Genomic DNA, 14531 nt, shown 5'->3' on the forward strand with positions numbered 1-14531 from the left:
CTTCGCGTTCTCCTCCGTGAGCGCACCGTCCTGGTGCCGCTCCGCCACCAGGATTCGAACCTGGACCGGACAGCTCCAAAGGCTGCCGTGCTGCCGTTACACCATGGCGGACCGCGCTCTCGCGCGCCGTCCATCCTGCCACCCCCGCGCCCCCGGCCCCGCCTCGGGCGCGGGCGGCCGCCCACGGGCGGGCGACGGCCGCCCGGGAGGTCCCCGGCCGCCTCCCGGCGTCCCCCGAGCCGCCCAGCCGCCACAATGGACGGGTGAGTGCGAATGACGAGGTCGACGGGATCGTCGACGCCTGGGTCCGGGAGCGGCCCGATCTCGACTTCACGCCGCTCCAGGTCTTCTCGCGGATGCGCCGGCTGGCCAAGCAGCTCGAGCGCGCGCGCGGGAGCGCCTTCGGCCGGTCGGAGCTCGAGACGTGGGAGTTCGACGTGCTCTCGGCCCTGCGGCGCGCGGGCGCGCCCTACCGGATGAGCCCCAAGCAGCTCCTCCAGGCGACCATGGTCACCAGCGGCACCATGACCAACCGCATCGACCGGCTGGTCGAGCGCGACCTGGTCGAGCGCCTCGACGACCCGAACGACGGGCGCGGCGTGCTGGTCCAGATGACCCCGTCGGGGCTCGCCCGGGTCGACGCGGCGATCACCCGCCTGGTCGACGCGGAGCAGGAGCTGCTCGGCGCGCTCACCCACGCGCAGCAGGAGCGGCTGGCGCAGCTCCTCCGCAAGCTCTCCCTCGACTTCGGCTGAGCCGGGCGCCGCGAGCCCGCCCGCCCGGCGACGACCGGGCGCCCGGGGCAGTGGCGGGAGCGGCGGAGGAGAGCCGCGTCAGCCCTCGAGCTGCTCCGAGAGCTCCAGCCAGCGCAGCTCGAGCTCGGCGGTCTCGTCCTCGTAGGCGCGGAGCGAGGCGTTCAGCGCCAGGATGCCGTCGTAGTCGTCCTGGTCGTGCGTCGCCATCTTCTCGTGGACGGTCTTCATCAGCTGGGTGAGCTTGTGCAGGCGACGGTCGATCGCCGACACCTCCTTCTCGGCGGTGCGGCGCTCGGCCCCCGCGAGTCCGCTCGACGCAGGCGCGGCGGAGGAGGAGCCCGAGGACGCGGTCGCGGGCGCGCCCTTCTCGAGCGCGCGGCGCAGGTCGAGGTACTGCTCGACGCCGCCGGGCAGGTGGCGGAACGCGCCGTCCATCACGGCGTACTGCTGGTCGGTGACGCGCTCGAGCAGGTACCGGTCGTGCGAGACGACGAGGAGGGTTCCCGGCCAGGAGTCGAGCAGGTCCTCGATCGCGGCGAGCATGTCGGTGTCGAGGTCGTTGGTCGGCTCGTCGAGGATCAGCACGTTGGGCTCGCTGAGCAGGATGAGCAGGAGCTGGAGCCTCCGGCGCTGACCGCCCGAGAGGTCCTTCACCGGCGTCGACAGCTGCGCGCTCGAGAAGCCGAGGCGCTCGAGCAGCTGACCCGGAGTCATCTCCTTGCCGCCGATGGAGTAGCTGGTGCGCTGCTCCGCGATGATCTCGCGGACGGGCTGGTGCTGGACACCGGTCAGCTCGCGCAGCTGCTGGTCGAGGATCGCGACGCGCACGGTGGTGCCGCGCTTCACCCGGCCGCTCGTCGGCTCCACGCTGCCCGCGACCAGGCCGAGGAGGGTCGACTTGCCGGCCCCGTTCACGCCGAGGATGCCGGTGCGCTCGCCCGGCGCGATCCGCCACTCGATGCGGTTGAGGACGGTCCGCTCGCCGTAGCGGACGGTGACGTCGAGCAGGTCGACGACGTCCTTGCCCAGGCGCGAGACGGCGAGCTGCGAGAGCGAGACCGAGTCGCGCACCGGGGGCTCGTCCTCGATCAGCTGGTTCGCGGCGTCGATCCGGAACTTGGGCTTGGCCGTGCGGGCGGGGGCGCCGCGCCGGAGCCACGCCAGCTCCTTCTTCATCAGGTTCTGGCGCTTCGCCTCCATCGTCGAGGCCATCCGGTCGCGCTCCACGCGCTGCAGGATGTACGCCGCGTACCCGCCCTCGAAGGGCTCGACGAGGCGGTCGTGCACCTCCCAGGTGGCGGTGCAGATCTCGTCGAGGAACCACCGGTCGTGGGTGACGACCGCGAGCCCGCCCGACGACGCCGCCCAGCGGCGCTTGAGGTGCTCGGCGAGCCAGGCGATGCCCTCGACGTCGAGGTGGTTGGTGGGCTCGTCGAGGAAGACGACGTCCCAGTCTCCGACGAGCAGCTTCGCGAGGGCGACCCGGCGGCGCTGGCCGCCCGAGAGGGAGCCGACCACGCCGTCCCAGGGGACGTCGCGCAGCAGGCCGGCGATCACGTCGCGGGTGCGCGCGTCTCCGGCCCACTCGTGCTCCTGGAGCCCGCCGACGACGGCCTGGGCGACGGTGAGGTCCTCGTCGACCGTGTCGGCCTGGTCGAGCATCCCGAGCGTGACGCCGCGGCGGTGCGTGACGCGGCCGCTGTCGGGCTCGATGCGCTGCGCGAGCAGGCGCAGGAGGGTCGACTTGCCGTCGCCGTTGCGTCCGACGATCCCGATGCGGTCGCCCTCCTCGATCCCCAGGGAGACGTCGTCGAAGATCACGCGTGTGGGGTACTCGAGTCGCAGCGCCTCGGCGCCCAGCAGATGTGCCATAGGGATCCAGCCTAGGCGGTGCCGCCTGAGCGGTCCGCCGCGGGGCTGTCACAGCGCTGCCGGGTGGCGGCCCCCGGACCTCAGCCCGCGGGTGCCGGCTCCGAGACGGACACCGAGCGGCGGTGCAGACCCGTCGCGCCGTCGGGGGCGGGCGGTCGCTCGACCGTGGTCTGCACCGTGCCGTCCGCGTCGGTCGCGCGCACGGTCACGACGTGGTCGCCGACCGTCGCGTCCCACTCGAGGACCCACTGGATCCAGGTGTCCGCGGTGACCTGCTCGGCGAGGCGCGCCTCCTGCCAGGCGCCGCCGTCGATCTGCACCTCCACCTTCGCGACGCCGGTGTGCGGCGCCCAGGCGACTCCTGCCACGGCGACCGTCCCCGCCTCGACGGGCTGGCCCTGGCGCGGCACGTCGATCCGCGACTCGATCTTGATCGGCCCGCGCTCGGTCCAGCCGCGCGTCGACCAGTACGCCAGGTCCTCCGCGAAGGTCGTGACCTTCAGCTCGACGACCCACTTCGTCGCCGAGACGTAGCCGTAGAGGCCGGGGACGACCATCCGGACCGGGAAGCCGTGCTCGACCGGGAGAGGCTCGCCGTTCATCCCGACGGCGAGCAGGCTCGCGCGGTCCTCGTCCTGCAGCACGTCGAGCGGGCTGGAGGCGGTGAAGCCGTCGATGCTCCGCGAGAGCACCATGTCGGCGCCGGCGGTCGGGCGGGCCCGGGCCAGCAGCTCGCGGATCGGGTAGCCCAGCCAGAGCGCGGTGCCGATGAGGTCGCCGCCGACCTCGTTCGACACGCAGGAGAGAGTGACCCGGTGCTCCTCGAGCGGCAGCGCGAGCAGCTCGTCCCAGGTGATCTCGATCTCCTCCTCCACCATGCCGGTGATCTTCAGCGACCAGTCGGCGGGCTCGACCGAGGGCACCGAGAGCGCGGTGTCGATCCGGTAGAAGGAGGCGTTGGGGGTGACGTAGGAGCTGATGCCCTCGATGTCGTCGAGCACGGCGCCGGCCGGGACCGGCGCGGCGGCCGAGGCGGGAGCCGGCAGGGACACGGCCTCGCGCACGGCGGTGACGGCGGCGGAGGCGGAGGTGAGGAAGCGGGCGCCGATGCCGACGGCGACCGCGGCGACACCGGCGATCCCGACCAGGCGGAGGAACGACCGGCGGTCCGGGGAGTCGCTCTCGCGCTCCTCCTGCCAGCCGCGGAGGCGGACGGAGGCCGAGCGGAGCACGGCGGCGCCGGCCACCATGCCCACGACGCTCGGCGCGGCGTCGATCCCGGAGGCGCCCTCGCGGCTGACGGCGGCGAGCGCACCGGCGCCCGCGACGACGGCCAGCAGCAGCACGCCGAACGGCGGACGGCGGTACTCGAGGACTCCCGCGCCGACGGCCAGCAGGGCGATCGCGAGGCCGATCGAGACCAGGAGCACCAGCTTGTCGCCGGTGCCGAAGAGCGCGATCACCGTGTCCTTGACGCCCGGGGGCACGATGTCGATGACGAAGCCGCCGACCGCGACCAGCGGACTTCCGCCGGCTCCGGTGAAGACCGCGACGACCTCGGCGGCCGCGAGGGCGACGACGGCGGCCACGATCCCGGAGAGGATCGCGAAGAGGGTGGCACGGCGGGACATGAGCGGCACTCTAAGCCACGAGGTCGGAACTTCTCTGCGGACCGTCTGTGGAGCGCGCCGAGCGGCCGGGCGCGAGGCTCGCTCGACCCGGTCGGGAGGCACCGCCTCCGCGACTAGGTCGAGAGCAGGCGCGCCCCGTGGACCGGGCCGGACACCCGCACGGCGCTCAGCCGCGCGGAGCTCAGCTCGCGCTGCAGATCGGCCGCCGCATCGGCGTCCGGAGCGAGGAACGCCACGGTCGGACCGGACCCCGAGACGAGGCCGCCGAGCGCTCCGCGGCCCTCGCCGAGCTCGAGGATGCGGGCGAGTCCGGGCTGGAGGTGCAGCGCCGGCGCCTGGAGGTCGTTGTGCATCGCGTCGGCGAGCATCGCGGCGTCGCCGGCGCGGAGGGCCTGCAGAACGTTCGGATCGATGGCGGGGGTCGCCGAGATCGGGCGGAAGTCGTGCAGGTGGCGCTCGCGGTGCCGGTCGAGCTCGCTGTAGACCTCGGGGGTCGACAGGCCCTCCTCCGAGAGGACCAGCACCCACTCGAAGCGGCCCTTGGCGAGCGCCGGGCTCAACTCGTCGCCGCGGCCGACTCCGATCGCGGTGCCGCCGGTGAAGGAGAAGGGGACGTCGGCGCCCAGGCTCGCGGCGATGCCGAGCAGCTGCTCCCTCGTGCAGGCCGTGCCCCAGAGTGCATCGCAGGCGAGGAGGGTCGCGGCCGCGTCGGCCGAGCCGCCGCCCATGCCGCCGGCGATGGGGACGTTCTTCTCGATCTCGAGGTGCACGCCGCCGCGGTAGCCGGTCGCCCGGGCGAGCGCCCGCGCCGCCTTGATCGCGAGGTTCGAGCCGTCGACGGCCAGGCGGGAGGTGTCGATCGAGCCCGAGAAGGAGACCGAGAAGTCGGCCGCCTCCTCCGCGAAGACGTCCTCGTAGAGCGAGAGCGACTGGAACGCGGTGGCCAGCTCGTGGTACCCGTCGTCGCGCACGGCGCCGACCTTGAGGAACACGTTGATCTTGCCGGGCGCCCGCGCGTGGACCCGGTTCGACATCGCGCGGTGGGCCATGCTTCCACGCTACAGGGTGGCGGAGGCGCCCTCGTCCGCACCCGGGGCGGGCTCCCCGTCGCCGTCCGCGTCGTCCCCGTCGGTCTCCGCCGGCGACCCGTCGGGTACCGCCGCGCCGCGCACGGGCACCCGCGCCGGATCGAGCTCGCGGCCCAGGCGGACGAAGGCGGCGACGTCCAGCTCCTCGCCGCGCGCGGTCTGCGGGACGCCGGCCCGCTCGAGCGCGACGATCGCCGCGGCGCTGTCGCCGAAGAGGGTCGCGAGCGACTGGCGGAGCATCTTCCTCCGCTGGGCGAACGCCGCGTCGACGACCGCGAAGACGGCGCGGCGCAGGGTCTCGTCGCCGGGCTCCTCGCCGCGGTCGAACGCGACGAGCACGCTGTCGACGTTCGGCACCGGCCAGAAGATCTGACGCGAGACCGCGCCGCCGGTCGTCCAGGAGCCGAACCACGCCGCCTTGACGCTCGGGCCGCCGTAGACCTTGGATCCGGGGCCGGCGGCGAGCCGGTGCCCGACCTCGGACTGCACCATGACCACTCCGGACCGGATGCTGGCGAAGTGCTCGAGGAAGTGCAGGAGAACGGGCACCGAGATGTTGTACGGGAGGTTCGCGACGAGCCGGACCGGCTCCCCCGGCAGGTCGAGCACCTTCATCGCGTCGGCGTGCACGACCGCGAGATCGGAGCCCGGCGCCATCAGCTCGACGGTGCGCGGCAGCTGCTCGGCGAGGCGCCCGTCGATCTCGACCGCCACGACCTGCGCGCCCGCCTCGAGCAGACCGAGGGTCAGCGATCCGAGGCCGGGGCCGATCTCGACGACGGTCTCCCCCGGGCGCACCCGAGCGAGCTTGACGATGCGGCGGACCGTGTTGGCGTCGTGCACGAAGTTCTGGCCGAGCTTCTTGGTCGGCGTGACGTCGAGCAGGCCGGCGAGGTCGCGGATCTCGGCCGGGCCCAGCAGGCGCGGGATCGCGGCGGCCGTCGGCTCCGCGGCGTGGCGGCCGCTCATGCGAGGGGTCCGACCGGCTCCGTCGGCTCGGAGCCGACCTCGCCACCCCACTCGCCGTACACAGCCTCCGTGTTGGAGGCGATCGTCGCGGCCAGGTGGCCGACGTCGGTCTCGAGGGTCGCGGCCATCGAGCGCAGGGTGTGCGGGAGGAGGTAGGGCGCGTTCGGGCGGCCGCGGAAGGGCGACGGAGTGAGGTACGGCGCGTCGGTCTCGACCAGGATGAGGTGCCGCGGGGTCGCGACGAGCGCCTCCCGCAGCGGCTCGGCGTTCTTGAACGTCACGGTGCCGGCGAAGGAGAGGTACCAGCCCTCGTCCGTGCACATCCGCGCCATCTCGGCGTCGCCGGAGAAGCAGTGGAAGACGGTGCGCTCGGGGGCGCCGACGCGGCGCAGGGTGTCGATGACCTCGCGGTGCGCGTCGCGGTCGTGGATCTGCAGCGCGAGGTCGTGCTCCTTCGCGATCCGGATGTGCTCCTCGAAGGAGCGGAACTGCGCGGCGCGGCCGCTCTCGCCGGTGCGGAAGAAGTCGAGCCCGGTCTCGCCGATGGCGCGCACCCGCGGCTGCTCGGCCAGCTCGGCGATGACGGCGAGGGCGGCGTCGAGCTCGCCGCGCTGCTCCAGCTCGGGGGCCTCGTTGGGGTGGATCGCGACGGCGGCCAGCATGCGCGGCTCGCTCGCCGCCTGCTCGGCCGACCAGCGGCTCGTCTCGACGTCGGTGCCGACCTGGACGACGCCGCGGACGCCGACCGTAGAGGCCCGGTCGAGCTGCTCGCGGTGGTCGAGCGGTTCGAGGCCGTCGGCGATCTCGAGGTGCGTGTGGTTGTCGTAGACGGGGACGACGAGCGCCTCGGGCAGCGGCGGGTACGTCAGGTCGCGGCCGGACGAGGCCTCGCGGGAGCGGACGTGCTGGCTGTCGGTCATGGGCTCCAGGCTACCGGGAGGGCTCGCGGGGGCCGGAGTCCCGGGCGGACGAGGACCGAGAGGCGGCCGCTGAGGCGCCCTGAGCGGATCGGGTCAGCACCCGATCGGATCGGGACAGCCCGCCTCCCGCGCCGCCGGAAAGCTGGAGGCATGACAGACACCGAGCTCCTCGCCCACTCCGCACCCGGCTCCCTCGCCGGGCGCCACGCCCTCGTCACCGGATCCTCGAGCGGGATCGGCGCGGCCATCGCCCGCCGGCTCGCCGGAGCCGGCGCTCACGTCCTCGTGCACGGACGCGACCCCGACCGGACCGGGTCCGTCGTCCGCGGCATCCGCGCCGACGGGGGCACCGCCTCCGCGCTCGTCGCCGACCTCGCGGGCACGCCGGAGGAGACCCGCGCCGTCGCCGCCCGGGCGCTGACCCTCCTCGACGGGCGGATCGACGTCCTCGTCAACAACGCCGGAGTGTTCCCGGTGGGGCCGACCGCCGACCTCAGCGACGCCGACGTCGAGTCCCTCCTCACCACGAACATCCGCGTGCCGCACCAGCTCGTCGCGGCGATCGCCCCGGCCATGGCCGAGCGCGGGAGCGGAGTCGTCGTCAACATCACCTCGTGGATGGGACGGGTGGGCACGCCCGGGACCGCGCTCTACCCCGCGACCAAGGCGGCGCTGGAGCACCTCACGCGGGCGTGGGCGGCCGAGTACGGCCCGAGCGGCGTGCGCGTGGTCGCCGTCGCACCCGGCGCGACCCTCACGCCCGGAAACGAGCACGCCGCGGCGATCCTGGAGCAGATGACCGCGACCGCCCCCGCAGGCCGGCCCGGACGTCCGGACGAGATCGCCCTGGCCGTGCGCTGGCTCGTCTCGGACGAGGCCTCGTACGTCCACGGCACGACGCTCGACGTCGACGGAGGCATCGTCGGCGCCCGCGTCTGACGCCGCGGCACGCGCCGCTCGGAGTCCCCGCGACAGCGCCCGCCGCTCAGTGGATCTGGACGAGCGGCCCGGGGTGGAGCGCAGCGTCGGCCGCCGGGGTCGTCTCGTAGGCGCGGCGGTAGTCGCGCCCGAAGTGCGACGCGCTCGCGTAGCCGACCGCGGCCGCGGCCTGCGCGGCGGTGTCGCCCCGGACCAGGAGCAGCCTCCTGGCCTCCCCGAGGCGGAGCCGCCGCAGGTAGCCCAGCGGCGACATCCCGGTCAGCTCGCGGAAGCGGCGGGTGAGTGTGGGCACGCTGGTGCCCGCCTCCGCGGCGAGCGCGCCGAGGGTCCATCCGCGCGAGAGCGACACGCTCATCGCTTCGACCGCGCGGGAGACGGCCTCCGAGCGGACGGTGCTGGACGCGGCCAGCAGCCGGGGCGCCTGGTCCGTCTGCAGCAGCCGCAGCACGAGCTCGCGCGTGATCGCGGGGGCCAGCACCGGGATGTCGGCGGGGGCGTCGAGCAGGCGGAAGAGTCGGCGCAGCGAGTCGGCCATCTCCTCCGTGACCGTGCCGATCCGCGGGGCGGGAGCCCGCGGGGCCGTCCGGGGGGCGAGCGCCGCGATCTCGGCCACCACGAGCGGGTCGAGATGCCAGTTGGCCGACAGGAAGTCGCCGCGGTCGCCGGTCTCCACGACGGCCGCGACCACCGGCAGGTCGACGGGGGTGATCAGGAAGCGGCCGGCGCCCCACCGCTCGTCGGAGTCGCCGACCACCGAGCGCTTGCGGCCGGCCAGCACCAGGCTGAGGGTCGGCGGGAACCGGGTGTAGACGAGCTCGGTCGGAGCGGTCACCCGGTGCAGGCGCAGGGCGAGCGCGGCGGCGCGCTCGGGGTGCCCGACGTGGCGCCGGGTGAGCTCGGCCGCCTGCTCGAGAGCGTCGAGGACCTCGCGCGTCATCAGCGCCCCGCCGTCCACGGAGCGGAGGGCCGCTCGCACCCGGCGCCTCGCGTTCGGATCGCGGTCATCGTGCACTCTCCTGCGGGTCCTCCGCCGGCGACTCCGCGCCGCTCGGCTGCTCCGTCCACCGGTCGACGCGCGGCCGTCAGGACGCGGGAGCCTCGATGCGCGGGAAGAGCGCCACGAGGGTGCCGACGGTCGTGCCGACGGGGAGGACTCCCCACCGGCCCGCCTCGCGGATCGGCTGCGCGGTCAGGTCGCCCAGCGACTCCGTCACGCCGAGCGCCTCCCAGAGGGACGCCGTCGCGCGCGGGACGACCGGCGAGAGCAGCACGGCCAGGGCCCGGAGCCCCTCCGTCGCCGTGTAGAGCACCGTGCCGAGGCGCTCCCGCTCCTCGCGCTTGGCCAGTGCCCACGGCTCCTGCTCGGTGATGTAGCCGTTGAGCTCCTCGACGATGCTCCACACGGCGGTGATCGCGTCGTGGATCGCGAGCGCGTCGATCGACCGGTCGGCCGACGCTGCCGCCTCGGCGACGGTGCGCTGCACGCGCTCCTCCGCCTCGGTGAGCTCTCCGGGCGCGGGCACGACGCCGTCGTAGTAGCGGTGCAGCATCGCGACGACCCGCGAGGCGAGGTTGCCGAAGCCGTTCGCCAGCTCGGACTGGTAGCGCGCCGACAGGTCCTCCCACGAGAACGAGCCGTCCTGGCCGAAGGTGATGGCCCGGAGGAAGTAGTAGCGGAAGGCGTCGGAGCCGAAGGTGTCCGTGATCTGCTCGGGCGCGATGCCGGTGAGCTTCGACTTCGACATCTTCTCGCCGCCGACCAGCAGCCAGCCGTGGCCGAACACCTGCTTGGGCACCTCGAGGCCCGCGGCCATGAGCATGGCGGGCCAGATCACCGCGTGGAACCGCAGGATGTCCTTGCCGACGATGTGGGTCGCGGGCCAGCGGCGCTCGAACTCCGCCTCGTCCTGGCCGTAGCCGACCGCGGTGATGTAGTTGAGCAGCGCGTCGAACCAGACGTAGACGACGTGCGAGTCGTCCCACGGGACCTTCACTCCCCAGTCGAAGCTGGAGCGGGAGATCGACAGGTCGGCCAGGCCCTGGCGGACGAAGCTCACGACCTCGTTGCGCGCCGACTCGGGCTGGACGAAGTCGGGACGCTCCTCGTAGAGCGCGAGCAGCCGCTCGGTGTACTCGCTCATCTTGAAGAAGTAGTTCTTCTCCTTCAGCAGCTCGACCGGCTTCGAGTGGATCTTGCAGACGTACTGGCCGGCGTAGTCGCCGGTGCCCTCCTCGAGGTCGGACAGCTGCTTGTACTCCTCGCAGCCCACGCAGTAGTAGCCCTCGTACTCGCCGGTGTAGATCGCGTCCTCGTCGTACAGCTTCTGCAGGAACTTCTGCACGTTGACCTCGTGCCGCGCGTCCGTGGTGCGGATGAAGTCGTCGTTGGCGATGTCGATGGTCTCGAGCAGCGGCTGCCAGGCGGTCCTCACGAGGCGGTCGGCCCACTCCTGGGGGGTGGTGCCGTTGGCGGTGGCGGTGCGGAGGATCTTCTGGCCGTGCTCGTCGGTGCCGGTCAGCAGCCAGGTGTCGTCGCCCGCCTGGCGGTGCCAGCGGGTGAGCACGTCGGCGGCGACCTCGGTGTACGCGTGCCCGATGTGCGGGACGTCGTTCACGTAGAAGATGGGGGTCGTGAGGTAGAAGGAGGCGCCGTCGGACATGGCGACCATCCTATTCACCGCGCGGCACCGCTCCCGGCGCGTGACGGGGGCTGTGGACGACGGGCAAGCCGCCGCCGCTGGGGAGGGAGCTCTCAGCCGCGGCGGGAGGCGAGCGCCGCCTCGTAGAGCGCCCGACGCGAGAGCCCGGTGATCTCGGCGACCTCGGCCGACGCCTCCTTCAGCCGCGATCCGGCCTCGACGCGGGCCAGCACGTCGGCCAGCGCGTCCTCGAGGGACGCCTCCCGCGCGGGGGCACCCTCGACGACCAGGCAGATCTCGCCGCGCAGGCCGTCGGCCGCCCACTCGGCCAGCTCGGCCGCCGTGCCGCGCCGGACCTCCTCGAACATCTTGGTGAGCTCGCGGCAGACGACCGCGCGCCGCTCCGGGCCCATCGCCTCGACCAGGTCGGCGAGCGCGTCGCCGATCCGGTGCGGGGACTCGAAGAAGACCATGGTGCGCCGCTCGTCGGCGAGCGCCCGGAAGGTCGAGACCCGCTCTCCGTGCCGGCGGGGCAGGAACCCCTCGAAGCTGAAGCGGTCCGTCGGGAGCCCGGACACGGCGAGCGCCATCAGCACCGCCGAGGGACCGGGCAGCGCGGTGACCGCGACTCCCGCCGCCACCGCAGCCTCGACCAGGTGGTAGCCCGGGTCCGAGACCGTGGGCATGCCCGCGTCGCTCAGCACGAGCAGGTCCTCCTCGCGGGCCAGCTCCACCAGCTCGGCGGCGCGCTCGCGCTCGTTGTGGTCGTGCAGGGCGTAGAGGGCGGGCCGGTTCTCCACGCCCAGGGCGCGCATCAGCTGGATGGTCACGCGCGTGTCCTCCGCGGCGACGTGTCGGACCGAGGACAGCGCCTCCACGAGCCGGCGGGAGGCGTCGCCGAGGTTTCCGATGGGAGTGCCGGCGAGGATGATCATGCGGCCAGTCTCCCAGGCCGGGTCCGGGGCCTCCCGCCGCGGATCGCCGCCGTCCCGGGAGGAGGCGCCCCGTTAGCATGGCCGGGTGACGGACCGACCGCAGCGCGACTTCGACGACCTGCTCCTGGACGCGGCCGGATCGGCGCGCTCGGTCCCGGTGGAGCCCGCCGAGGCGTCCGCCCCGCGCGAGCGCACCCCCCTCCCGGACGTGCCGCGCGGCTCCTGGTTCGACGACCTGCACACCCGGCTCGTCGCCTCCCCCGCGCGCCGCCGGCTGTACGAGCTCGGACTGCCGCTGCTGGTGGTCGCCCTGGCCGCGGTCCTGCGGCTGTGGAACCTCGGCCACCCGCGCTCGCTGGTGTTCGACGAGACCTTCTACGTCAAGGACGCCTGGACCCTCTGGAACCTCGGCTTCGAGGGCGCCTGGCCGGAGAACCCGGACCCGGGCTTCGCGGCGGGCGACGTGGACACGTTCACGGGGGCGCCGTCCTTCGTAGTCCATCCGCCGCTGGGCAAGTGGATCATCGGGCTGGGCATGGGCGTGTTCGGCGCCGACGACAGCGTCGGCTGGCGCGTCTCGACCGCCGTCGTGGGGATCCTCGCCGTCGCGCTGGTGATCGTGATCGGCCGCCTCCTGTTCCGCTCGACCCTCCTCTCGTCCTTCGCGGGCCTGATGCTCGCGCTCGACGGCCACGCGATCGTGATGTCGCGGGTCTCGCTCCTGGACGGGATCCTGATGTTCGTCGCACTGTGCGGCGTCGCGGCGGTGCTGCTCGACCGGCGCTGGGCCGAGCTGCAGCTGGCGCGGAAGGTGGCGGCGGGTGCGCTGCCGAGCTGGGGTCCGGTCCTGTGGTGGCGGCCGTGGCTGCTGGCGGCCGGCGTGCTCTTCGGACTCGCCGCGGGCGTGAAGTGGACGGGCGTCTACTTCCTCGCGGCCTACGGCGTGTACGCGGTCGTCGTCGACGCTCTGATGCGGCGCCGCGCCGGCGTGCCGTTCTGGGGCAGCGGCGCGATCCTCAAGCAGGGACCGGTCACCTTCCTCCTGGTCGTGCCGATCGCGCTGGTCGCCTACCTCGTCACCTGGACGGGCTGGCTGCGCACCTCCGGCGGATGGGCCCGGCAGTGGGCCACCGAGGCTCCCGGCAACGCCTGGACCGGTGCTCTGGCCTGGGTGCCGGACTGGGCTCAGAGCCTCTGGCACTACCACGTGCAGATGTACGACTACTCGATCAACCTGCGGGCCTCGCACCCCTACGAGGCGAACCCGCTGACGTGGCTGCTGATGCTCCGGCCGACGAGCATGTACTTCGTCGACCAGGCCACGGGCGTCGACGGCTGCACCGCCGCGCGCTGCGACGAGGCGATCACCTCCGTCGCCAATCCGCTCATCTGGTACGCCGGGGTCCTGGCGCTGGTCTACCTCCTCTACCGGCTCGCTCGGTACCGGGAGTGGCGCGCCGGCTTCGTGCTGATGGGGATCGTCGCGGGCTACCTGCCGTGGCTGCTCTACCTGGACCGCACGGTGTTCCAGTTCTACTGCGTCGTCTTCGAGCCCTACATGATGCTGGCGCTGGCGCTGACGGCGGGGATCGTGATCGGGAGTCCGGGCGACGAGCGGAGGCGGCGCACCCGCGGCGTCCTCGTGGTGCTCGTCTTCGCGGTGGCCGCGGCGGCGCTGACGGCCTACTTCCTGCCGCTCTGGATCGGCGCGCCGACCTCCTTCAGCTTCTGGCAGGCTCACATGTGGCTGCCCTCATGGGTCTGATCCAGCGGCTGGGCCCGGGAGTCGCGGCCTGCGCGGTCGCGGCGGTGCTCGCGGCCCTCCTTCACGCGGCGGTTCCGGCGGTGCCGATGCTGACCGCGGCGGTCGCGCTCGGGATCCTCGTGGCGCAGCTGCCGACGGCGCGCCCCCTGCTGAGCGGGGCGCTGGCGCCGGGCCTGAAGTTCTCGTCCCGCTCGCTGATGCGGACCGGGATCGTCCTGCTCGGGCTGAAGCTCTCGCTGATCGACATCGCGGCGCTGGGCTGGGGCTCGATCCTGGTCGTCGTCGGGATCGTCCTGGCCACCTTCGGCCTGACCTGGGCGCTGGGCCGGGCGCTCCGGCTGCCCGGACAGGAGCCGCTGCTGCTCGCGGCGGGATTCTCGATCTGCGGCGCCTCGGCGATCGGGGCGATGGCGGGAGCGACCCGGGCGAAGGAGCAGGAGCAGGCGACGCCGGTCGCACTGGTGACGCTCTGCGGCACGCTCGCGATCGCGGTGCTCCCCGCCCTGCAGCAGCCGCTCGGGCTCACCGACCTGCAGTTCGGGCACTGGGTCGGCGCCTCGGTCCACGACGTGGGCCAGGTCGTGGCGACGGCCCAGGTGGCGGGAGCGTCGGCGCTGGCCGTCGCTGTCGTGGTGAAGCTGACCCGCGTGGTGATGCTGGCGCCGATGGTGGCGGTGGCGGCCGCGGTCACCAGGCGCAGCGGCGAGCAGGGCGGGACGCGGCCCGAGATCGTGCCGCTGTTCGTGATCGGGTTCCTCGCCGCGGTGCTGCTGCGCACCCTCCTCCCCCTTCCGGAGGGTCTGCTCGCCGCCGCGGACACCGCGCAGACCTGGGTCCTCGCCGCGGCGCTCTTCGCTCTCGGGAGCGCCGTCCGGGTGCGCGCGCTCGTGACGACGGGGTGGCGCGCGCTGCTCGTCGCCCTGGTGTCCTGGGCGGCGATCGCGGCGATGGGGCTGGCCGCCGTCCACCTGGCGCTCTGAGCGGCCCCACTGTTACGCGATGCGTCGCTCCGGTGCGG

12 protein-coding genes and 1 tRNA gene are annotated in these 14531 nt (G+C 73.6%); 4 read left to right on the plus strand and 9 right to left on the minus strand.

All coding sequences use genetic code 11. The annotated features are described in order from the left end of the window. Positions 1-39: 39 nt before the first annotated feature. A tRNA-Gln gene (locus C5D44_RS02955) sits at positions 40-111 on the minus strand. A gap of 152 nt (positions 112-263) precedes the next feature. Between C5D44_RS02955 and C5D44_RS02960 the strand changes: the two genes are divergently transcribed. Then, positions 264-755 (plus strand): MarR family winged helix-turn-helix transcriptional regulator, encoded by a 492-nt coding sequence (locus C5D44_RS02960; RefSeq protein WP_104222340.1) that lies wholly within the window; start codon positions 264-266, stop codon positions 753-755. A 78-nt stretch (positions 756-833) separates the two neighbouring features. Here the strand turns inward: C5D44_RS02960 and C5D44_RS02965 are convergent, their stop codons facing one another. The 5 genes from C5D44_RS02965 to C5D44_RS02985 all read right to left on the minus strand — a co-directional run bounded on the left by C5D44_RS02965 (position 834) and on the right by C5D44_RS02985 (position 7235). After that, entirely contained in the window at positions 834-2627 is a 1794-nt protein-coding gene (locus tag C5D44_RS02965) for an ABC-F family ATP-binding cassette domain-containing protein (protein ID WP_104280782.1), read from the minus strand. 80 nt (positions 2628-2707) lie between these two features. Next, a complete protein-coding gene (locus C5D44_RS02970; protein WP_104280783.1) occupies positions 2708-4258 on the minus strand; it encodes a molybdopterin-dependent oxidoreductase in 1551 nt (516 codons plus the stop codon). 113 nt (positions 4259-4371) lie between these two features. After that, complete coding sequence (locus C5D44_RS02975) at positions 4372-5307, minus strand: 4-(cytidine 5'-diphospho)-2-C-methyl-D-erythritol kinase (RefSeq protein ID WP_104280784.1); 936 nt, start codon at positions 5305-5307, stop codon at positions 4372-4374. Between the two features lie 9 nt (positions 5308-5316). After that, positions 5317-6315: a 16S rRNA (adenine(1518)-N(6)/adenine(1519)-N(6))-dimethyltransferase RsmA gene (gene rsmA / locus C5D44_RS02980; RefSeq protein ID WP_104276384.1), complete on the minus strand. Its 999-nt coding sequence runs from the start codon at positions 6313-6315 to the stop codon at positions 5317-5319. Then, positions 6312-7235, minus strand: coding sequence for a TatD family hydrolase (locus tag C5D44_RS02985; RefSeq protein WP_104276383.1), 924 nt, complete (start codon positions 7233-7235; stop codon positions 6312-6314). Before C5D44_RS02985 ends, rsmA begins: the two co-directional genes overlap by 4 nt. 150 nt (positions 7236-7385) lie before the next feature. Here C5D44_RS02985 and C5D44_RS02990 point away from each other — a divergent pair, with 150 nt between their 5' ends. Beyond that, positions 7386-8174 carry an SDR family NAD(P)-dependent oxidoreductase gene (locus C5D44_RS02990; protein ID WP_104280785.1) on the plus strand — a complete coding sequence of 263 codons (789 nt, stop codon included), beginning with the start codon at positions 7386-7388 and terminating at the stop codon, positions 8172-8174. A gap of 46 nt (positions 8175-8220) precedes the next feature. Here the strand turns inward: C5D44_RS02990 and C5D44_RS02995 are convergent, their stop codons facing one another. The 3 genes from C5D44_RS02995 to rsmI form a co-directional block, all read right to left on the minus strand. Then, positions 8221-9150, minus strand: a complete 930-nt coding sequence (locus C5D44_RS02995) for an AraC family transcriptional regulator (RefSeq protein WP_258067860.1) — start codon at positions 9148-9150, stop codon at positions 8221-8223. Between the two features lie 106 nt (positions 9151-9256). After that, entirely contained in the window at positions 9257-10834 is a 1578-nt protein-coding gene (metG, locus tag C5D44_RS03000; protein WP_104276381.1) for a methionine--tRNA ligase, read from the minus strand. Between the two features lie 92 nt (positions 10835-10926). Next, a complete protein-coding gene (gene rsmI, locus C5D44_RS03005; RefSeq protein WP_104280786.1) occupies positions 10927-11748 on the minus strand; it encodes a 16S rRNA (cytidine(1402)-2'-O)-methyltransferase in 822 nt (273 codons plus the stop codon). 85 nt (positions 11749-11833) lie between these two features. Between rsmI and C5D44_RS03010 the strand changes: the two genes are divergently transcribed. Together C5D44_RS03010 and C5D44_RS03015 are read left to right on the plus strand one after the other, a co-directional pair. Next, the gene (locus C5D44_RS03010) at positions 11834-13513 is read left to right on the plus strand and encodes a dolichyl-phosphate-mannose--protein mannosyltransferase (RefSeq protein ID WP_258067861.1); all 1680 of its coding nucleotides are present in this window, start codon (positions 11834-11836) and stop codon (positions 13511-13513) included. Beyond that, a complete protein-coding gene (locus C5D44_RS03015; RefSeq protein WP_104280837.1) occupies positions 13504-14493 on the plus strand; it encodes a YeiH family protein in 990 nt (329 codons plus the stop codon). The genes C5D44_RS03010 and C5D44_RS03015 overlap by 10 nt, the downstream gene beginning before the upstream one ends. Positions 14494-14531 lie beyond the last annotated feature (38 nt).

It is taken from the genome of Rathayibacter sp. AY1B5 (genome assembly GCF_002932795.1).
Classification (GTDB): Bacteria; Actinomycetota; Actinomycetes; order Actinomycetales; family Microbacteriaceae; genus Rathayibacter.